Raw genomic sequence first — 19,510 nt, forward strand, 5'->3', positions numbered from 1 at the left:
TTCGACATGCCTTATGTATAATTCTTGAGCGGACTGTGCCGCGTTGACCGGGGATCCGGGTGTGAACAATCTTGATGTTCGGCAGAGCTATCAGCGCTGCCGCTCTGAAGGGGCCTTTCTGGGCCGCTTTCTTGCCCGGTTTCTGTCCTCCGATAAACGCGTGGATGCGACGCTAGGCCGCTACACGAAGGCCCGTCAGGAGGTGATCCTGGATCAGTCGGTTCGTGCGGTCATCCAGCAAAGTCGCTCTGGGTCCGCGCCCGCCGATGGCATCCATCGTGTGGTCCAGGTGCACAGCCCGCACGGCGACGTACCGATCGACCCGTCGTTGTACCCAATTTGGGTCGAGAGCCTGATCGCAACCATCAAGGAAACGGACCCCGAATGGGTCGCGGCTCTAGAACCAGAATGGCGTGCCGCCATTGCACCTGCGGTAGACGTTCTGATGGAACTGCACATGGCTGGACGGCCGGGCGGCGATCGCGGCGGCGCCTCCAGGGTTTGATCTGGATCAGAGTGGGGCGCTCGGAGCCTCGGTAGCATGGCCCGGTTTTCACAGCGGGGCCTGCCATGAGCTATTCCGATGTCCATCAGAGTTACGGTCGCTGTCGCCGCGCCGGCAACTTTGTGGATCGTTTCTACGAACGTTTCCTGGCCGCGGATGACCGCGTGGCGGCGGCGTTCCAGACCACCAACTGGTCGCAGCAAAAGCGGGCCCTGGGCCAGGCGGTCTCAACCGCGATCAGCTATGCCGAAGGCGAAAGCTTCGTGGCTCCCACCATGGAGAAGATGGCGGAGGTGCACAGCCGCCATGGCCGCGTCCCGGTCGAGCCGGAACTGTACGGGGTGTGGCTGGAGTGCATGGTGGAGACCGCGCGCGAGGTCGACCCCCGCTGGGAGGAGCCGCTGGCCCAGCGTTGGCGGGGTGCTTTAAGCCCCGCGATCGACCTGTTTATCGAGCGCTACTGATTTCAAATGGGGTGCGTAACGCGTGCCTATGTACCCTTTGCAAGGCCTGTTGATCGGCGTGTGTTGTTGATCTCGGGGCGTCCGGGGCGTGTAATGCGCGCATTTCCTGTTGCCGGCGCTCGCCGGAAGAAGCCTGGTCATGTCCGCAGCACCCGATTCCCTGTTTGCCCGCAAGCCCTACTGGGCCAAGCGTTTCGGCACGGCGCCGTTCTTGCCGACCACGCGCGAGGAGATGGATGACCTCGGCTGGGATAGCTGCGACATCGTGCTGGTCACGGGCGATGCCTACGTGGACCATCCCAGCTTCGGCATGGCCATCATCGGGCGTCTGCTGGAGGCTCAGGGCTTCCGCGTCGGGATTCTGGCCCAGCCGGACTGGACCTCTGCCGAGCCATTCCGTGCGCTGGGGCGACCCAACCTGTTCTTCGGCGTCACCGCCGGGAACATGGACTCGATGGTCAACCACTACACCGCCGAGCGGAAAATCCGCTCGAACGATGCCTACACCCCGGGAGATGTCCACGGCAAGCGCCCGGACCGCGCGGTCATCGTCTACGCGCAGCGCGCCCGCGAGGCCTACAAGGATGTACCGGTGGTCGCCGGCGGCATCGAGGCCAGCCTGCGGCGCATCGCGCATTACGACTACTGGCAGGACAAGGTGCGGCGTTCCGTGCTGCTGGATTCGCGGGCCGACATCTTGTTATTCGGTAACGCGGAGCGGGCCCTGGTAGACCTGGCGCATCGCGTGGCGGCAGGTGAGCACCCACGCGATATCACGGATCTTCGTGGTACGGCCCTGTTGCGCGACACCGTTCCCGGTGGTTTTGTCGAGCTGGACTCCAGCGAGGTCGATACCCCCGGCCCGGTCGATGCCAACCCGGACCCCTACGCGATGGTGTCGCCCGAGACCTGTGCCGACGCCGAGGCGCAGGACGCGGCCGCGGAGGCCGGGGCCAAGGTGGTCCGCTTCCACCGCGATATCCCGCGGGGAACGCCCCGGGAGATGACCGTGATTCGCATTCCCGCTTTCGAACAGGTCCGGGGCGATCCCGTGCTGTACGCGCATGCCTCGCGGGTACTGCATCTGGAGACCAACCCGGGCAATGCCCGCGCGATCGTGCAGCGCCACGGCGACAAGGAAGTCTGGCTGAATCCGCCGCCCATCCCGCTCTCCACACCGGAGATGGACGCCGTGTTCGACCTGCCGTACGCACGGGCCCCGCATCCGTCCTATGGCGATGCGCGCATCCCGGCGTGGGAGATGATCCGGTTCTCGGTCAATATCATGCGCGGCTGCTTTGGCGGTTGTACCTTCTGCTCCATTACCGAGCACGAGGGACGGATCATCCAGAGCCGTTCCGAGGACAGCGTGCTGCGCGAGATCGAGGAGATCCGCGACAAGGTCGACGGCTTTACCGGCGTGATCTCGGATCTGGGTGGACCGACGGCCAACATGTACCGCCTGGCCTGCAAGGACCCAAAGATCGAGCACAGCTGCCGGAGACTGTCCTGCGTGTATCCGGGGATCTGCAGCAACCTGGATACGGATCATGCGCCGCTGATCCGTCTTTACCGCAAGGCGCGGGCTTTACCGGGGATCAAGAAGATCCTGATCGCCTCGGGCCTGCGCTATGACCTGGCGATCGAGTCACCGGAATACGTGAAGGAACTGGTGACCCACCATGTCGGTGGTTACCTGAAGATTGCGCCGGAACATACAGAATCTGGGCCACTTTCCAGGATGATGAAGCCGGGCATGGGCACCTATGACCGGTTCAAGGCCATGTTCGAGAAATACTCGAAGGCGGCCGGAAAAGAGCAGTACCTGATCCCGTATTTCATTGCGGCCCACCCGGGCACGACCGACAAGGACATGCTGGAGCTGGCGCTGTGGCTCAAGCGGAACGATTTCCGCGCCGACCAGGTGCAGGCGTTCCTGCCGAGCCCGATGGCGCTGGCGACCGCGATGTGGCACTCCGGGCGGGATCCGCTACGCGGCATTCGGCGCAAGGTCAGCGAGCGGGTACCCGTGGCGCGAGCGGTGCGTGCACGGCGTTTGCACAAGGCCTTTCTGCGCTACCACGATCCGAATAACTGGCCACTCCTGCGGGATGCGCTGCAACGCATGGGCCGCGCGGACTTGATCGGCAACGGCAAGCACCACCTGGTGCCGACCTGGCAACCGGCTGGAACCGGGCAGGGCGCGGCGCGTCCGGCGGCGGGCGGGCGTATCACGCGTGGCGGCAAGGCCCTGAAAAAGCGTGGCCAGACCTTCCAGACGCAGCACAACGGTGTCGAGGCCGCGGCGCGTCCAGGAGGCAAGCCAGCGTCCTCTGGCAAGTCCGCCGCGCCGGCGGCCGGCCGCACAGCCGGCAAGCCTCGTGCGGCCAGTGGCAAGCGGCGCAAGGGTCGCCCGGCCGGGAAACGGCCGCGCGTCTGAGGTCGAATCGGTTCAGGCCGAGCCGTCGGGTACCAGGGCGAACTCTTCCAGGCTGATGTTCTCGCCCGTGGTGGTGCGGTCCCCCGGGTCCAGGAAGTACAGGTAGGGACCCACTACTTCGTCCGGGGCGGGCAGGAGTTCGGCATTCTCGCCAGGGTAATGTCCGGCGCGGAAGCGGGTACGAACCGGACCGGTATCCACACCGTTGACATGCAGGAAGCGGGGCTCGTTGCGGTGTTCATTGGACAGGATGTCGATCAGCGCATCCTGCGCGGCCTTGGCCATGCCGAAGGCGCCCCAGAAGGCCTTGCGCGCATTCTGGGTCGAGATCACGATGCTGCCGATGGGGCTTTCTTCCAGTAGCGGAAGGACGGCCTGCATCAGGAAGAACGGGCCGTGCAGGTTGCTGTTGATGACCTTGAACCAGAGTTCCGGGTCGTAGTTTTTCATTGGCATCAGCGTGCCGGCCCATCCGGCGTTCAATACCACGCCATCCAGCCGCCCCAGGGACTCGCGGATATTCTCGGCCAGGTCACCATAGTCCTTGACCGTGGCGCCTTCGAGATTCAGCGGGTAGATCGCCGGCTGCGGATGGCCGGCCTGTTCGATGACGTCGTAGACCTGTTCCAGCCCCTTGATGTCCTTGTCCAGAAGGACCACGGTCGCGCCAGCCGCTGCGCTGGCTTCGGCGACTGCGCGGCCAATACCGTCGGCGGCACCCGTGACGAGAATGACACGTTGGTCGAATGCGCCGGGTTCGGGTCGGTAATCCATCAGGCGGGGGATATTGAGGTCGGTCAAGGATGTTCCTCCAGGAGCAGGTGTGCCGATTCTAGTCCAGATTGTACGGCCGCTTCGAGGGTGGACGGCAGGGAATGGGTCAGGTAATCGCCTGCCAGAAAGCAGCCTTGCCACGGCGTTTGGGGTGGGGGCCGTTGTGGGTCGAGCTCGGTTCGCGCATTGATCGTGGCGCGGCGCTCGCAAACCGTATGGCCCGTTTCGGGGGTGCCCAATTCGGGGAATGTCGCCGCCAACGAGCGGGAGACGGTGCGCCATCGTTCCTCGGCCGTCAACGGTTCCAGGTCGTCGGCGGCCGAGATCACGACCGCCAGCCAGTGCGGCGCGCCTGCCACGTGTCGCGGGATCAGCCATTGCCCGTGCTGGTCGAGTAAACCCTGCAGAGGGGGGCGGCCGCGCAAGGGTTGGGCGTAGCGCAGGTAGACCGTGCAAATACTGCAGGCGCCCATTGCTGCGAGGCCCTGGTGCGTAGTGTCCCAGGCGGAATGTCGAGGGAGAAGCTTGGCGGTGGCAACGGGGGATGTGGCGAGGATGACGCCCGCCGCCGGGAGGGTCTCGCCGCGCCGGTCAACCAGCTCAAACGCGCCCGTGGCGCAACCATGCTTGTGTTCCAGGCCTGTGATGCGGCGTCCCAGATCAACGCGGGCGCCACGTTCGCGGAGTTCGTGGAGGGCGGGCTCCGGGAAGAGTTCGCCCAGTGGGCGGGCCGGGATTAGCAGCTGGGCATTCTTGGGCCCGTGATTGAGCGCGAGGCGCAATACGTTCTGGAAGATGCGCGCGGAGGCTTCCCGCGTCGGCGTGTTCATGATCGCGAGGCAGAGGGGGTCCCACAGGGACTTGATCAGCGTGTCAGGTTGATGCCATCCACGCAGCCATTCCAGAACGGGCCGATCCTGGCTCAGAGGGCGGTGCAACATGCCGGAGGCGCCGATCAGGGCCCATAGGCGGGTGCTCAGCGCTTTATCGGAGAGGGCCCGGTATAGCGCCATGGCCAGTGCAGGGAGGCGCGGCGAATTCGGTTCCAGTACCAATGCGGGCGTTCCCGAGGCGCCGGTAGAGGAAAACATCCTTAGGCCAAAAGGGACGGCATGAAAGCAGGTGTCCGGGTCGAGGCCGACGCCGCGGATCTGTGCCAGGGTTTCCTGGCAGGCCCCAACGAGGATGTGCTGGCCGTTGTCGAGTTCGGTCCCGTGGAGCGTGAGGCTGCGGGCCCGGCCACCCGGCGTCTCCCCGGCTTCGATGAGGTGCACAGATCGGCCTGCGCGCGCAAGGGTCAGGGCTGCCGTCAGGCCGGCCCATCCCGCGCCTACAATCACGACGGGCGCCGCGCTAGGGCGGGTGGGCATGTTATTCCGCCGCGCGGCGGCGCTGTTCACGCTTGAGACGCCGAGCCGTGCGCCAGGCGATCCACAGCTTGCGGATGGGCGTAAGGCGAACGCGGTGTTCCAGCACGCGATAGCCGTCGTCCTCGATCTCGTCAAGCAGGGTGCGGTAAATGGCGGCCATGATCAGTCCGGGACGTTGCGCGTAACGGTCGGCGTCGGGGAGGTGTTCCTCGGCCCGGTCGTAGTAGCGCCGTGCGCGTTCGGCTTGTTGCGCGAACAGGGCTCGGTGGCGATCGTCGGTAATGTTGACCTGAAACTCTTCCGGTTTGATCCCGTGCTTGTGCAGTTCGTCCATCGGGATGTACACGCGACCGCGCATCGCGTCTTCGTGCACATCCCGCAGGATGTTGGTGAGCTGCAAGGCCATCCCGAGGTCGTGGGCGTACTTCAGGGTATGCCGGTCGGAGTAGCCAAAGATGTGGGCGGACAGAATGCCCACGACACTCGCCGCGCGATAGCAATACAGCGATAGCGTGGTGAAATCCGGATAGCTGTCGTAGTCGAGATCCATCTGCATGCCATCGATGATCTCGTCGAAGTATTCGCGGCCCAGATCAAACGCGGCGACATGCGGTTGCAGCGCCTGGCTGATGGGGTGGCGTGGCTCACCTTCAAACAGGCGCGCGATCTCTTCGCGCCACCACTGCAGCTTCGTGCGCGCGATGCTCTCTTCGCTGACCTCGTCGACGATGTCGTCTACCTCCCGACAGAACGCGTACAGCGCGGTAATCGCACGGCGCCGGTCGGGTTCCAGAAAGCGGAAGGCGTAGTAGAAGCTGGAGCCGCTTTGCGCGGCCTTCTCCTCGCAATATTCGTCGGGGGACATGCGCTCTCGCGTGGCGGGTTTCACACAGGGAGAGGAAGGCTAGCACAAGCGGTGTGGCCGGCGGGAGCCGGCGCGGAACGCGGGATTGTTGACCTGCATCAAGGGGGCCGGTGCGGGGCCGTTCTAGCCTGTGCAACGAGGCTGCCAATGTGCGGCGCAAAGGGCGTAGGAGCTTCACGATGGAACAAGGCCTGGTATTTGATCCCGAGATCCTGAGTCGCTACGACGTGAGCGGCCCGCGCTATACGTCCTACCCGACGGCGCCGCAGTTCCACGAGCGCTTCGATGACCGCGCCTATGCCGAGGCGGCCCAGGCGACAAACGCCTCGGGATCCACCCGGCCGCTATCGCTCTACCTCCATGTGCCATTTTGCGACACGGTCTGCTTCTACTGTGCCTGCAACAAGGTGATCACGGGAAATTACCAACGGGCGCAGCGTTATCTGCAGTATCTGGAACGCGAGGCCGAACTTCAGGGCGAGTTGTTCTCCACCGACCGCAAGGTGGGACAACTACACCTTGGGGGTGGCACGCCAACCTATCTTGGGGACGAGGATCTGCGTCTCGTGATGGCCACACTGGGGCGCCACTTTCAGCTCGATACTAGTGATGACCGCGAATTCTCCATCGAGATCGACCCGCGCGCCATCCGGCCGGGGACCATACCGCTACTGGGCGAGCTGGGCTTCAATCGCATCAGCCTCGGGGTCCAGGATTTCGATCCCAACGTGCAGCGCGCGGTCAATCGCATCCAGCCCTTCGAGGTGACCGCCCGGGTGGTGGAACAGGCACGGGCCAATGGCTTCTCCTCTACCAATTTCGACCTGATCTACGGGCTTCCGCTACAGACCGTGGAGACCTACAGCGCCACCCTGGAGCGTGCCCTGGAGCTACGCCCGGAGCGTCTGGCGATCTACAACTACGCGCACCTGCCGGAGTTGTTCAAGACCCAGCGTCAGATCCGCGATGCCGACCTGCCGGATGCCGCCGAGAAGCTGGCGATACTGGAAACCACCATTCGGCGACTGACCGATGCCGGCTACGTGTACATCGGCATGGATCACTTTGCCCTCCCCGATGACGAGCTGGCGCAGGCGCAACGGGCCGGAACCTTGCAGCGTAATTTTCAGGGCTATTCGACGCGGGCCGAGTACGACCTGGTCGCGCTGGGCCCAACAGCCATCGGCAAGGTGGGGAACACCTATAGCCAGAACTTGCGGGACCTGGAGGCCTACTACGGTAGGCTGGATGCAGGACGCCCGCCGGTGTTTCGTGGCATCGAACTGAGCGCGGACGACCGTTTGCGCCGAGACGTGATTAGCGAGCTGATGTGCCACTCGCGCATCGACTACGCCTCCATCGAGGCGCGCCACGGAATTGTGTTTACCGAGGTGTTCGCGGATGCCCTGGAGCGCTTGAGTGGCATGGAGGCGGACGGGCTGGTGCGGATTGGGTCGGATCGCCTGGATGTACTGCCACGCGGGCGACTGCTCCTGCGCAATGTTGCGATGAGCTTCGATGCCTACCTCGACGCGGAGGCCGCGCAGCGCTATAGCAAGGTGGTTTAGAGGGCCACGCTGATGGCGTCAGTGTCTCTATCGGCGGCGGGGACGCAGGCTGTGACGCAGGATGATCCAGGCGTCCCGGGTGCGCAGGCGGGGGCGGGCGAAGACATCCTCCTGCTGTCGCAGGCGCCAGAGCACCCGGGCGCCTCCGTTGATGATGGCGCGGATCTCCAGCCCCATCCGCCCGCGCAGCATGCCGCCTAGCGGTGCTCCGGCGCGTAGCAGCCGGTCGGCCCGGGCGTACTGGAACTGCATCAGATTACGTAGTTGGAAGGTGGTCTGACCCGCCTCCAGCATCGCCTCGGTTACGCCGTACTGATCCAGCTCATCCTGCGGCAGGTAGATCCGGTTGTTTTCCTGCAGGTCCTGCTGCAGATCCTGATAAAAGTTGATCAGCTGCAACGCGGAGCAGACCGCATCGGAATAGCCGAGCATCTCTTCGGTGGGGTTCCCGTCCAGGTGCAGCATCAGGCGCCCCACCGGGTTCGCCGAACGCCGGCAGTAGTCCATCACCTCGCCGAAGGTCGCGTATCGGGTCTGCTCCAGGTCCTGCACAAAGGCATCGATCAGGTCGGAAAACGGGGCGGCCGGCAGATCGAAGCGCGAACAGGCGTCGGCCAGCGCAATCCATTCCGGCTCGTGTTCGGCGGCCGGGTCTTCTAGGATCTGGACGCGTTCCTGCATCGCCAGCAGTGCCGCCCGACGCTCCTCGATTGGGCGCGGGTCCTCGTCGGCGAGGTCGTCGGCATCCCGGGCGAAGCAGTAGATTGCGGCGACCGGACCACGCAGCCGGGCCGGCAACAGCCAGGAGGCCACCGGAAAGTTCTCGTAGTGTGCGCTGGCGCGTTGGCGACAGTGACGGTAGGCCGCCTTGATCCGCGGTGACATCGGCGTTCAGGCCCGCTTTTCAGAGTACGGCGGGCGCACGAATTCGGATTCAGCTGGCAAGGCCAGCCTCCGGACGAAGGGCCGTGCGGTACCAGGCCCAGAAGTCCCCGGGGTGATCCAGTGCGCCGTCGGCACCCCAGTGTTCCGGTTCCTGCTGGGCGTCGATATAGCCCCAGTTGGCGATGAGCGTGGGCATCCCGGCGGCGCGTCCGGCGGCGATGTCACGCTCGGCGTCACCCCAGTAGCAATGCTGCGCCGGTGCCAGGCCGGTCTGCCGCGCGGCCAGCCACATCGGTTCTGGCGCCGGCTTGCGCTGTGGCAGCGTATCGCCACTGACCACGGCGGCCAGGCGCGAACGCAGGCCAAGGGCGTCCAGGAGCGGATCGGTGAGCCAGCCGGGCTTGTTGGTAACGACGCCAAGGGACCAGCCGCGCGCCTCGCAGGCCTCCAGCAGCTCGGAGAGACCCGGGAATAATGCGGTGGCGAGGCACAGGTCGCGGGCGTAGATCTCCAGGTAGCGCGCCTTCAGATGCTCGGCGAAGGCCGGCTCGGCATCCGGGAATCCGAGCGCGACCAGGGCCTGCGAGCCGTGGGACACATGGTTGCGCACGGCGTCGAAGGGGAGCGGCGCGCGGTCATATTCGGCCATCAGCGTCACCAGGGCGGCGTGCATATCGGGCGCGGTATCGAGCAACGTCCCGTCGAGATCGAACAGGACCGATCCCAGTTCTTGTCTCATTTGCCGTCTTCGGCTTCGGGCCGGCGCGCGGCCATCAGGTAGTTGACGTCGGTTCGGGCCACCAGGCGATAGCGGCCGCTCAAGGGGGAATAAGTCAGGCCGGTCATCGCGGTCACCTCGAAGCCGTGGCGGCGCAGGGCCGCGCCGAGTTCCGAGGGCCGGATAAAACGCCCGTACTCGTGGGTTCCGGTGGGCAGCATGTTCAGTACGTATTCCGCACCGACGATGGCCTCCGCAAAGGCCCTTGGTGTGCGGTTGATGGTCGACAGGAACAGCCAGCCTCCCGGGCGGACAAGCTGTACCAGGGCATCGATCACCGCATCCGGGTCGGGCACATGCTCGAGCATCTCCAGACAGGTGACCACGTCGTAGTCGCCCGCATGGCGTTCCGCGTGCGCCTCGGCGGTGGTGTGAAGATAGTGGATCTCGAGCCCGGCTTCGCTCGCGTGTTCGCGAGCGACTTCCAGGTGTTCGGCTCCGGCGTCCAGGGCCGTCACGTGCGCGCCACGGATCGCCATGGCTTCGGACAGGATGCCGGCACCGCACCCGACATCGAGGACCTTTTTGCCGGCCAGGTCGGCTTGCCCATCAATCCACTCCAGGCGCAGCGGGTTGATTGCATGCAGGGTGGCGAAGGGACCATTCGGATCCCACCAGTCGCGTGCCCGATGGGTGAACTTGTGGATCTCCGCCGCATCAACGTTGTCGCGAGTGTGATTCCGGGATGCGGAGTCTGGCTGGGCGTGGGATTCGGGGCTCATGGGCTTCTCGATCAGGCGGTGGGGTCCTGCTGGGTCGCCAGCACGCGAGTACGCCAGTATTCCGCCTCGTTGTGGAGTTCTTGCCGGTTCAGCGTAAGCAGTTCACGGTCGCGGAGCAATGGCCGGCCTGCAACAAAGACATCGCGCACGGCGTCACGCGTCGCGGCATAGACGATCTGGGCGCTGGGGTCGTGCGCCGGTTGAAGTTCCAGCGCCTGAAGGTCCACGGCGACCACGTCGGCCTGCTTGCCGACTTCCAGGGAGCCGACCCGGTCTTCGAGACCCAGGGCACGGGCACTGCCCAGGGTGGCCATCTCCAGTGCGCCGGTGGCGGGCAGGGCGGAGGCGTCGCCACTGACCCCTTTGGCCAGCAGGGCCGCCGTGCGCATCTCACCGATCATGTCGAGGTCGTTATTCGACGCTGTGCCGTCGGTGCCCAGGGCCACGTTGATGCCGGCCTGCTGCAGGCGGGCGACGGGGCAGAATCCCGAGGCCAGCTTGAGGTTCGATTCGGGGCAGTGGGCGATGGAAACTGGTCGGTCGCGCATCAATGCGAGATCGGTATCGTCTACCTGGGTCATGTGTACAGCGATAAAGGGCTGATCCAGCAGACCCAGCCGTGCGAGACGGGCCAGTGGCCGTTCGCCGTGGTCGCGCAGGGCATCGGTGATCTCGCTTGCCGTCTCGTGTACGTGCATGTGGATGGGGGCGTCCAGTTCGCGGGCCCGGGCTGCTACACGCTCCAGGCTGGCATCGCCCACGGTGTACGGCGCGTGGGGCGCTACGTTGAAGGTGATGCGCTCGTGCGCACCCCAGGCCGATACGACATCGGCACCGCGCTGGAAGTATTCGTCCGCCGTACTGGCCCAGGGTGTGGGGAAATCAAACACGGTGAGCCCCAGCGAGGCGCGGATACCCGTCTCGTCGACGACCCGGGCGCCGTCCTCCACAAACAGGTACATGTCGCTAAAGCAGGTGGTGCCACCCCGCAGCATCTCGGCCACCGATAGTCGGGTCCCCGCCCGGACGAACTCGGGCGAGAGAAGTTTGCCCTCGGCGGGCCAGATATAACCCTTGAGCCACTCCATCAATGGGCGGTCACTACCGACGCCGCGCAGCAGGCTCATCCCGGAATGGGTATGAGCGTTAACCAGACCCGGGATCAGGGCGTGCCCCTCGCGGTGCTGGTGTTCGGCTTGTGGATAGCTGGCGAGGGCATCGGCGCGTGGCAGGATGGCCTCAATGCGTCCTTCGCTGATGACCAGAGCATAGTCACGCAGGATGGTGTCGCGCGGGATGACAGGCAGGATCTGGGTGGCGCTGAGGATCAGCGTCGGCTTTTCGGGCATGGCTATGGATCGCGGGAGTATGGGCCGCGAATGGTACCCGAAAGGAGCGTCGTTGCGGCGCCCCTTTCGGGGTTCGGGGCTACATGCGGTTAATGGCCAGGCGTCCAGGGCCGGTGAGGGCCAGGGCGATCGCGGCGAACAGGAACATGCCCTGCAGTTCCAGGGCCCAACCGCCGTGCGCAGTGACCTGAACGATCTCGTCGGCGTGGGCAAGGAATATTGCGAAGACCATGTTGATCGCGATGATCACCGCGCCAATGCGCGAATACAGTCCGATAATGACCAGGATCGGTGCCAGGATCTCGCCGATGTAGACGCCATAGGCAAGGATTGCGGGCAGCCCTGCATTGACCACCATGCCCTCGATTCCACTAATCCCGCCGGTCACCTTGGCGATACCGTGCATCAGGATCATGATCCCCAGTGCCAGGCGCAGTACCAGCTTCCCGCTGTCGTCGAGTGTGTTGTCCATGGTGTAACTCTCCTTTTCGTCATAGCGGGCAATTGCCCGAGGCTCGTACCGATTGGCACTGACTGCTTTGTAGCCTAAATTTTGGGGAAAGGGGCGCGGCCGGCGTTCCGTGCGCTAGCGCGCCTTATCCTTGCGATGTGTTAATCCGCCTGACGACCCAGCCGCAGCGCGCGGGCAGTTTCCGCCACGTGGCGCCCCTGGCTGCTGGCCATGCCCAGTTCATTCTCGGTGGGCTGGCGCGATCCGTCTCCGGCGGCGAGGGTGGTAGCGCCGTAGGGTGTGCCGCCGCTGATTTCGCTCATGTCGAGCAGGCGCTTTTCGGTGTAGGGCAGTCCCACGATGGTCATGCCGTAGTGCATCAGATTCACGATGGTCGAGATCAGGGTCGTTTCCTGGCCGCCGTGCTGGGAGGCGGTGGAGCCGAAGACGCTGCCGACCTTGCCGACCAACTTGTCGCCGAACCACAGGGCGCCGGTTTGATCGAGGAAGTTCGCCATCTGCGCGGACATGCGGCCAAAACGGGTCGGTGTGCCGATGATGATGGCGTCGTAGTCGGCCAGTTCTTCCGGCTTCGCGACGGGGGCGGCCTGGTCGAGTTTGGCCCCCGCACTGCGGGCCACCTCTTCCGGCATCAGTTCGGGTACGCGCTTGATGGTGACTTCAGTGTCGGCCACCTCGCGGGCACCACGGGCGACGGCCTCGGCCATCTGCTCGATGTGGCCCCAGGTGGAGTAATACAGGATCAGAACCTTGGTGCTCATTGGAGTCTCGCCTCTGCGTGGGAGTGGAACGTAATGAATCTAATGTAGGTTCTATTAATCCGAATTAAAAGGCGGTAAAAACGCGCAAACCATTCGGAAAATACGAATCTATGGGCGGTGGGCAACCCCGGTGGGGTGTTGTCCATTGGACAGGCTGTCGCTGACCCGGGATTCCAGCTGCGCCAGGGTTCCCGGGTACCCGAACAGGAAGCCCTGGAAGTGGCGGCAGCCAAGCCCGAACAGAAAGGCGCGTTGTTGTTCGTTCTCGACGCCTTCGGCAATCACGTTGAGGTCAAGCGTGCGGGCGAGATTGACCACCATCTGGGCGATGGCGGCGTCGTTCGCGTCATCGAGTACATCACGCACAAAGGATTGGTCGATCTTCAACTGTGCCAGGGGCAGGCGCTTGAGATAGGCCAGGGATGAGTACCCCGTCCCGAAGTCGTCGAGGGAGAATTCGATCCCGAGGGTGCGAAGCTTCTCAATGTGAGCGATAACGGTCTCAACATCTTCCAGCAGCATGCTTTCGGTGAGTTCCAGCTTGAGACGATTGCCCGGCGCGCCGGTGCGTTCCAGGGTGTCGGCCAGTTCGCGCACGAAGCTTCGATGCCGGAACTGGCGTGCGCTGACGTTCACCGACAGGGTGAGATCACGGAACTGCGGCTGTTCGCGCCACTTCGCGAGCAGCGCACAGGCATCACCGATGATCTTGCGACCAATGGGCACAATCAGGCCTGTCTGTTCCGCGACGGGGATGAATTCTGCTGGCGATACGGCGCCGCGGGTTGGGTGGTTCCAGCGCAACAGCACCTCGGCCCCAACGACAAGGCCGGCCGCGTCCACCTGGGGCTGGTATTCGACCGTAAACGCATCCAGTTCCAGCGCGTGGCGGAGCTCGCTTTCGAGCTCAAAGCGAGCCTCCACGGCACGGTGTAACTCAGGGTCGTAAAAGCGGATGGTGTTGCGCCCGGCGTTTTTCGCCCGGTACATGGCCAGGTCCGCTTGCTTGAGGACCTCTTCCACTCCCAGGTTGCGTCCACTGAAAAGCGTGGCGCCGATGCTGGGCGTGATGTGGCGTTTCTGACCGGCGAGCCGGAAAGGCTTGCGCAGGAGGTCGATCAGTTTGCGCCCAACTGCTTCGGTTTGGGTGGCGGCGCGAGCGGGGTCCGGGTGGAGGTCATTAAGGATGATGACGAACTCATCCCCGCCCAGCCGGGCCAGGGTATCGGCCTCGCGTACGGATTCCATCATGCGTTCCGCAACTTGGCGCAGCAGGTCATCGCCGACCGCATGACCCAGGGTGTCGTTGATGTCCTTGAAGTTGTCGAGGTCGATGAACAGCAAGGCGCCATGCAGGCGCGAGCGTTCGGAATTAGCAAGGGCCTGACCGAGTCGGTCATGCAGCAGGGTTCGATTGGGTAGTTGGGTCAGACTGTCAAAGAACGCCAGGCGCCGGATTTCGTCCTCGGCCACCTTGCGGTCGGTGATGTCGGTCATGGTGCCGAAGGTCGCGGTCACGTGACCGCGGTCGTCGAAACGTGCGCTGGCGTACACGTTGACCCAACGGACCTCACCGCCCTGGGTGTGCAGGCGGATCTCTTCCGACTGGGCGCGGTCGCATCCAGCCAATAGGGTCGCGCAGAAGGCGCGGGCGTCTTCCTGGTCGTCCGGTATAACGAAATCGCATATCGGGCGCCCCAGCGTCTCGTCCACGGTGAAGCCGGTTAGGGCCTCCCAGGCTGGATTGAGCAGCGTCCAGCGCCCATCGGCATCGGTGCGGAAGATGACTTCGGAGATGTGGTCCACGACATCGCGGTAGCGATTTTCACTTTCAGCGAGGGCATCGGTCGTGCGCCGGTGGGTGGTGATATCCAGCGTGAGGCCGCGCAGGCTTTGGCGGCCGCCCGCGTCTTGTGCGTGCGAGAGAATGTCGCGGAGCCAAATCCACTGGCCGCCACGATGTGCGAAGCGATAGTCGACGGTGCGGGCCCGTTCGTGGCTTTGCCGTGCCGCGGCCTGGACTCGAGGTAAGTCGGCGGGATGGATATGTCGGGCTCGAAGTTCCCCGCGGCCCAGGTTGCGCGCGGGGAATCCCAGCAGGTGACGCGTATCCCCGGCCACAAACTCCCACTCGTGCGTATCGGGATTGGCCTCCCACAGGATTGCATTGGCCCCGCCCAGCATCGATTCCAGCCGCGCGACCGAGCGGTTTAGCTGCTGGTTCTGCTCTTGCAGGGTGGATTGAGTGTTATGGAGGTGGGCCGCCATTTCGTTGAACGTAATGGCGAGGTCACCGAACTCGTCGTGGGATCGAACCTGAACCCGATGGTCGAGCTGACCACGCTCTAGCGCCTTGCCCGCCAGGTTGAGTAGGCGCAAGCGACGCGTGATGACCAGGCTGAACAAGACCGCGGCCAGCGTCGATAAACCCAGCACCAATAGGGCCAGGGTGATATTGCGTTCAAGCAGATTCCCGGACAACAGGTCGATGGCCTCGGTCGAGTAGCCAACCGCAAAGCTCCCTAGTGGTTGCCCTGCCAAATCAATCTCTCGTGCAACCTCAATCAGGCCATCGCTGCTGCGAACCCCCGCGGCCGGTGCCGGCAAGGTCGTCGTGGCGATGCCCACGGAGCCCATGACCCGTTCGTTAGCATCGAGCACGACGGCATAGAGGAGGTTGGAATCGGTATCCAACAAGTCGAGTAGATCCTGCAACATCGCGGGGTCCGAATAGGCCAGGCCCGGTGTCAAAGCACTGGCCAGAAAACGGCTTTGCTGTTCGGCGCTGCGTTGCAATACCTCTTGCTGATTGTCCTTTACTTGGGTGATGCCGCTGAACAGAAGAACGCCCACCATGACCACCTGGATGGTCACCGTGCCGATAATGATCTGCCAAGCAAAATTCAGCCGCACGGATGCCTCGGGGGCGCATAAACCACTGCGATTGGGAAGGGCCTGACTGGCCCGGTTTGCGCGTTTACGGAGCGATTCATGACTTCGTCCGTAGGTGGGTGTCCGACTTTGGTGACGTCTTTCGCATGATACGCGCTCGTGGCCAAGTCCGCTCTGGCTGTTGGCGAGTTGCTGTAAGGAGAGTGGGGTCGTTCACCAATGGGGCCCGCCTTTGGACCCGCGGGTGCAGTGGTGGAGCCTGTAGTCGTTCTCAACTCAACGCAGCGTCGCGGCGAGCCTTCAAGCGCGCGGTCGGTGCGAAGAGCCAAGGGGGTCGGACGGCCCGGTACTTTAGTCAGCGGAAGGGTGGTGTCAAGTGGCCCCCGCTTTAAGCAGACGATCTGGAAGGCCTCAAACGGTGTCTCGGTGCTGTCGGTCGCGGAGGCAAACTAGGGACTTTGGCATCACGTGAACAATATGAGCGCGTTGATCCTGTTTCAGACCGATTTAGTCTGTTGCGATTTAATGCTCATGGGCGGCAGGTGGTGGGGAGATAAGGGAGTCTGCCAGCATGCCGCGAAAAGGCGCGTAGTCCGATGCGTGTGCGGCTTCAAACCCACTGTGTCCGATCTCTCGAAGCATGCGGCGCCCGTTTGGCTGTCCGGCAAGCGCTTCGAGTTGGCGGCCGAGCACAGCCGCGTCCGGGATTCGATTCGCGCGAGCGAGCAGGGTGATCCCTGGGAACGGTTCCGATTGGCCGATGATCCGCTTGAGAGACCCGTCTGCCAGCGAAATCATGCGCGGTACTCCCTCTGCGATCTCATTGCGGGCAACCAGTGTCTGCCCATCAATGACTATCACAGCGGCGTCCGCCAGTCCGCGCTGCATGGCGGTGACAGCGGCTCCATGGTGAGGGTAGTGCTGAAAGGTAGGCAGTGGAATTTCGGGGGAGAGTGATTGCTGAGCGAGGTTCTTAATCAACACGCTACCCAGGCTTTCTTGGGCGGGTGCCGCGATATGGGCCCCGGACAGGTCCTGCAGGTTGCGCAGTGGTGAGTCCAGGCTGACGAGAACTACCGCTGCAAGGCGATCACTGGAGCTGGTTACGAGTTGGTACCCGCCTGCGTCCAGTAGGTCCGGCACCGCATGGGGGGCGGTGAGGAGCAGGTCGTACCGCCCCTCATGTGAGCGCGTGAAAAAGTCGGAAAACGTACGCGCGGATTCGATGCGCACCGGGGTATCTAGGGTGTCGGCAAGCCAGTCTCGCAGTGGCGCATAACGTTCGAAGAGGCTCGTTGGGCTGGCGAATGGCTGGATGCCCAGGGCGAGTGATTCCGGCTCTGCGTGGGCGGATGATGTGGCCCCGAGAGCCGATACGGCCAGGATTGCGATGAATGCGGCCAGCCGCCGTCGGATGGAGCGAAGAGCGTGGTCTGCGGAACGGGACGGTCCCACGGAACGTGGATGCCTGGCTGGAAGAGCGCCGATCGATGCGCGCGCGGTCGGGCGGCCCCTTTTTCCGGTTGCATCGGCGTGGGCCTCAATGGCTGAACGGACCCGATGGGGCACCAGCGTGAGCACGTCCATCAATTGGCGTCTCCTTAAGGCGCTCTTGGTACCCATCGGTATAGCGTTTTTTGATGGCTTCGTCGATGCGTCAATAATCTGTCGAAACCGTATGAAGCTTGGGGGTCGTAGTGTAGGGGTGACGGCTTCTCGTCAATCTGGGACTGGGTTACCCCGCAAAAGGTTCTCCCGCCAGGTGCAATAGAAGGGTGGCGTTTTTCTTGCATGGCCTCTGGCCTGATCGCAATTCGCCAGACCCAGTGGATGGCCGAGGAGAGGAAATGAATATTCTTGAACGCCTAGCCGAGGCATTGCTTGCCACGCTCGGCGAATTGAGCCCGATGACCGTGATCGGGGGCTTTTCGCTGCTGCTCTTCGGCCTTTTTGTCGCAGCCCTCGCTGCCTTGGCATTGCGTCGAGCCACAGCGCTGCAGGCGGCCGCCCCGGGGTTGTTGACCACTTTGGGCATTCTGGGGACGTTCTTGGGCGTTTCGATTGGCTTGATTGATTTTGATGCCGCCCGCGTCGAGGCCAGCATCCCGGCATTGCTAGAGGGCCTCAAGCTGGCGTTTGTTACCAGTATTGTGGGGATTCTTTTGGCGTCCGTGCTGCGCCTTCTCCAAGTCCTGATGTCGGGTTCGGCGGCGGTGCCTGGCTCGGGCGAGGGGCAGGTAGAGGGAAGTGGGGAAGCAACGCTCGCGTTGATGCGTGACCAACAGGCCTCGGCTCGCGACCTGGTTACGGCCGTGCAAGCGATGGATCAGCGTTTGGATGCCCGGCTAGAGCGTCAGCACCGGGACCTGAATCAGACGTTGAGCGCGATGGCCGAACGCATGACCGAGATGAGCAGTGGACACTTGGTCGAGGCGCTGGAAAGGGTAATCCATGACTTCAACAGCCGCCTGGGCGAACAGTTTGGGGAGAATTTCCGCCGGCTGGATGATTCGGTGGCACGACTCGTCGAGTGGCAGGAGCAGTACCGTCAGCAGATGGATAGTTTGCATCGGGCCTTTGATCAGGCCCGGTCCGGCGTGGAGCAGACCGAACAGACCCTTGAACGCATGACCGGTCAGGCCTTGCAGATTACGCGTCACGTGGAAGATCAGGAGTCGACCCTCTCCAGTTTGCGCCGGGAGACGGTGGAGCTTGAGGCCTTGCTGAGCAGTATTGCCGCCTTGAGGGATCGCGCGACCGAGGCGTTCCCGGCCATGGATGCGCGGCTGGAGGCGATGCTCGAGAGTATCGAGAACGCCGTGCATGCCGGGCATGCTGCGGAGAACCGTTGGCAGCGAGGGACGGAAACCGCGTTGGCCCCCGCCGGCGGTACGAACTGATGCTTTCGTGGATTGCGCGCCTGCGATCGCGTCACGGCGGCGCGCCCGGTAAAGAAGCCGATCACGGATCGCACTGGCTGGCAGTGGCGGACCTGATGGCCGCCTTGATGATGATCTTTCTGTTCCTGGCCCTGTTGCACATGGTCCAGGTCGAGCGCGAAAGCGCGGCCCATACCGAGGTTCGGAACGAGGCGGCGGCCCTGCGTGCGGCGATCTATTCGGTGCTGGAGGAGGAGTTTCGTGAGGATCTGCCGCGTTGGAATGCGGAGCTGGATCGCGACACGCTGACCTTGCGATTCCGTGAGCCTGAGGTGCTTTTTGAACGCAGCTCGGCCCAGATTCGGCCGCGATTCGAGGCGATTCTTGACGACTTTATCCCGCGCTATGCGGAACAACTGCGGCCATTCGCTGGCGTCATCCGTGAGGTCCGAATTGAGGGTCATACCTCCAGTGAATGGGCCGGGAGCGATAACGAGATCGAGGCCTATTTTGGCAATATGGATCTTAGTCAGCGGCGGACCCGTGCGGTCCTGGAGTACGCCTACCGGCTGGAACCCCTGCAGGAGGCGGACTGGTTTCGCGAACGTGTTGCAGCGGTTGGGCTCTCTTCGTCGCGCAAGGTTTTGGATGCTCGAGGTGCCGAGGATCGAGCCGCCTCGCGCCGGGTGGAGTTCAGTGTTCTGACCGACTTCGAGGCCCGCCTGCTGGGTGACGCCTCTGTGCCGGAGCCGGAACCGCTGGAGGCCCGTTCCCGCTGATTATCCT

17 protein-coding genes are annotated in these 19,510 nt (G+C 63.7%); 6 read left to right on the forward strand and 11 right to left on the reverse strand.

All coding sequences use genetic code 11. From position 1 onward, the window contains the following. The first annotated feature begins 61 nt into the window (after positions 1 to 61). The 3 genes from D002_RS0105990 to D002_RS0106000 all read left to right on the forward strand — a co-directional run bounded on the left by D002_RS0105990 (position 62) and on the right by D002_RS0106000 (position 3,409). A complete protein-coding gene (locus D002_RS0105990; RefSeq protein WP_018141005.1) occupies positions 62 to 505 on the forward strand; it encodes a hypothetical protein in 444 nt (147 codons plus the stop codon). Positions 506 to 570: 65 nt separating this feature from the next. Further along, the gene (locus tag D002_RS0105995) at positions 571 to 969 is read left to right on the forward strand and encodes a globin (protein ID WP_018141006.1); all 399 of its coding nucleotides are present in this window, start codon (positions 571 to 573) and stop codon (positions 967 to 969) included. Between the two features lie 139 nt (positions 970 to 1,108). After that, the gene (locus D002_RS0106000) at positions 1,109 to 3,409 is read left to right on the forward strand and encodes a YgiQ family radical SAM protein (RefSeq protein WP_018141007.1); all 2,301 of its coding nucleotides are present in this window, start codon (positions 1,109 to 1,111) and stop codon (positions 3,407 to 3,409) included. 12 nt (positions 3,410 to 3,421) lie between these two features. On the opposite strand, the gene D002_RS0106005 is transcribed toward D002_RS0106000, so the two are convergent. From D002_RS0106005 to hpnD, 3 genes are read right to left on the reverse strand one after another with little or no spacing between them, the layout of a single operon-like run. Continuing rightward, positions 3,422 to 4,210: an SDR family NAD(P)-dependent oxidoreductase gene (locus tag D002_RS0106005; RefSeq protein WP_018141008.1), complete on the reverse strand. Its 789-nt coding sequence runs from the start codon at positions 4,208 to 4,210 to the stop codon at positions 3,422 to 3,424. After that, the gene (gene hpnE, locus D002_RS0106010) at positions 4,207 to 5,553 is read right to left on the reverse strand and encodes a hydroxysqualene dehydroxylase HpnE (RefSeq protein WP_026181559.1); all 1,347 of its coding nucleotides are present in this window, start codon (positions 5,551 to 5,553) and stop codon (positions 4,207 to 4,209) included. Before hpnE ends, D002_RS0106005 begins: the two co-directional genes overlap by 4 nt. A 1-nt stretch (position 5,554) precedes the next feature. After that, entirely contained in the window at positions 5,555 to 6,418 is an 864-nt protein-coding gene (hpnD, locus tag D002_RS0106015; protein WP_018141010.1) for a presqualene diphosphate synthase HpnD, read from the reverse strand. Between the two features lie 179 nt (positions 6,419 to 6,597). On the opposite strand from hpnD, the gene hemN reads away from it, so the two are divergent. Next, the gene (hemN, locus tag D002_RS0106020; RefSeq protein WP_018141011.1) at positions 6,598 to 7,986 is read left to right on the forward strand and encodes an oxygen-independent coproporphyrinogen III oxidase; all 1,389 of its coding nucleotides are present in this window, start codon (positions 6,598 to 6,600) and stop codon (positions 7,984 to 7,986) included. A gap of 27 nt (positions 7,987 to 8,013) precedes the next feature. On the opposite strand, the gene hpnC is transcribed toward hemN, so the two are convergent. The 8 genes from hpnC to D002_RS0106060 form a co-directional block, all read right to left on the reverse strand. Beyond that, positions 8,014 to 8,871, reverse strand: coding sequence for a squalene synthase HpnC (gene hpnC, locus D002_RS0106025; RefSeq protein ID WP_018141012.1), 858 nt, complete (start codon positions 8,869 to 8,871; stop codon positions 8,014 to 8,016). Positions 8,872 to 8,920: 49 nt separating this feature from the next. Beyond that, positions 8,921 to 9,610 carry an HAD family hydrolase gene (locus D002_RS0106030; RefSeq protein WP_018141013.1) on the reverse strand — a complete coding sequence of 230 codons (690 nt, stop codon included), beginning with the start codon at positions 9,608 to 9,610 and terminating at the stop codon, positions 8,921 to 8,923. Beyond that, positions 9,607 to 10,371 (reverse strand): bifunctional 2-polyprenyl-6-hydroxyphenol methylase/3-demethylubiquinol 3-O-methyltransferase UbiG, encoded by a 765-nt coding sequence (ubiG, locus tag D002_RS0106035; RefSeq protein WP_018141014.1) that lies wholly within the window; start codon positions 10,369 to 10,371, stop codon positions 9,607 to 9,609. The genes D002_RS0106030 and ubiG overlap by 4 nt, the downstream gene beginning before the upstream one ends. A gap of 11 nt (positions 10,372 to 10,382) precedes the next feature. Next, the gene (locus D002_RS0106040; protein ID WP_018141015.1) at positions 10,383 to 11,720 is read right to left on the reverse strand and encodes a TRZ/ATZ family hydrolase; all 1,338 of its coding nucleotides are present in this window, start codon (positions 11,718 to 11,720) and stop codon (positions 10,383 to 10,385) included. A 79-nt stretch (positions 11,721 to 11,799) separates the two neighbouring features. Continuing rightward, positions 11,800 to 12,192, reverse strand: coding sequence for a DoxX family protein (locus D002_RS0106045; protein WP_018141016.1), 393 nt, complete (start codon positions 12,190 to 12,192; stop codon positions 11,800 to 11,802). 140 nt (positions 12,193 to 12,332) lie between these two features. Next, positions 12,333 to 12,953: an NAD(P)H:quinone oxidoreductase gene (gene wrbA, locus D002_RS0106050; protein ID WP_018141017.1), complete on the reverse strand. Its 621-nt coding sequence runs from the start codon at positions 12,951 to 12,953 to the stop codon at positions 12,333 to 12,335. Between the two features lie 108 nt (positions 12,954 to 13,061). Then, positions 13,062 to 15,866: an EAL domain-containing protein gene (locus tag D002_RS0106055; protein WP_018141018.1), complete on the reverse strand. Its 2,805-nt coding sequence runs from the start codon at positions 15,864 to 15,866 to the stop codon at positions 13,062 to 13,064. 501 nt (positions 15,867 to 16,367) lie between these two features. Next, positions 16,368 to 17,432, reverse strand: a complete 1,065-nt coding sequence (locus D002_RS0106060) for a phosphate/phosphite/phosphonate ABC transporter substrate-binding protein (RefSeq protein ID WP_018141019.1) — start codon at positions 17,430 to 17,432, stop codon at positions 16,368 to 16,370. Positions 17,433 to 17,692: 260 nt separating this feature from the next. Between D002_RS0106060 and D002_RS0106065 the strand changes: the two genes are divergently transcribed. Beyond that, positions 17,693 to 18,745, forward strand: coding sequence for a hypothetical protein (locus D002_RS0106065; RefSeq protein ID WP_018141020.1), 1,053 nt, complete (start codon positions 17,693 to 17,695; stop codon positions 18,743 to 18,745). After that, the gene (locus tag D002_RS0106070) at positions 18,745 to 19,503 is read left to right on the forward strand and encodes an OmpA family protein (protein ID WP_018141021.1); all 759 of its coding nucleotides are present in this window, start codon (positions 18,745 to 18,747) and stop codon (positions 19,501 to 19,503) included. Before D002_RS0106065 ends, D002_RS0106070 begins: the two co-directional genes overlap by 1 nt. Positions 19,504 to 19,510: the final 7 nt, after the last annotated feature.

This window comes from Thioalkalivibrio sp. ALJ7 (assembly GCF_000376865.1).
In the GTDB taxonomy this organism is placed as follows: domain Bacteria; phylum Pseudomonadota; class Gammaproteobacteria; order Ectothiorhodospirales; family Ectothiorhodospiraceae; genus Thioalkalivibrio.

Bases quoted from the DNA above. Each gene is read 5' to 3' on its own strand.
- D002_RS0106040 (WP_018141015.1), bottom strand. From the start codon at position 11,720: ATGCCCGAAAAGCCGACGCTGATCCTCAGCGCCACCCAGATCCTGCCT.
- D002_RS0106070 (WP_018141021.1), top strand. From the start codon at position 18,745: ATGCTTTCGTGGATTGCGCGCCTGCGATCGCGTCACGGCGGCGCGCCC.
- D002_RS0105995 (WP_018141006.1), top strand. From the start codon at position 571: ATGAGCTATTCCGATGTCCATCAGAGTTACGGTCGCTGTCGCCGCGCC.
- hpnE (WP_026181559.1), bottom strand. From the start codon at position 5,553: ATGCCCACCCGCCCTAGCGCGGCGCCCGTCGTGATTGTAGGCGCGGGA.
- hpnC (WP_018141012.1), bottom strand. From the start codon at position 8,871: ATGTCACCGCGGATCAAGGCGGCCTACCGTCACTGTCGCCAACGCGCC.
- wrbA (WP_018141017.1), bottom strand. From the start codon at position 12,953: ATGAGCACCAAGGTTCTGATCCTGTATTACTCCACCTGGGGCCACATC.
- D002_RS0106030 (WP_018141013.1), bottom strand. From the start codon at position 9,610: ATGAGACAAGAACTGGGATCGGTCCTGTTCGATCTCGACGGGACGTTG.
- D002_RS0106060 (WP_018141019.1), bottom strand. From the start codon at position 17,432: ATGGACGTGCTCACGCTGGTGCCCCATCGGGTCCGTTCAGCCATTGAG.
- ubiG (WP_018141014.1), bottom strand. From the start codon at position 10,371: ATGAGCCCCGAATCCCACGCCCAGCCAGACTCCGCATCCCGGAATCAC.
- D002_RS0106065 (WP_018141020.1), top strand. From the start codon at position 17,693: ATGAATATTCTTGAACGCCTAGCCGAGGCATTGCTTGCCACGCTCGGC.
- hpnD (WP_018141010.1), bottom strand. From the start codon at position 6,418: ATGTCCCCCGACGAATATTGCGAGGAGAAGGCCGCGCAAAGCGGCTCC.
- D002_RS0106000 (WP_018141007.1), top strand. From the start codon at position 1,109: ATGTCCGCAGCACCCGATTCCCTGTTTGCCCGCAAGCCCTACTGGGCC.
- D002_RS0106045 (WP_018141016.1), bottom strand. From the start codon at position 12,192: ATGGACAACACACTCGACGACAGCGGGAAGCTGGTACTGCGCCTGGCA.
- hemN (WP_018141011.1), top strand. From the start codon at position 6,598: ATGGAACAAGGCCTGGTATTTGATCCCGAGATCCTGAGTCGCTACGAC.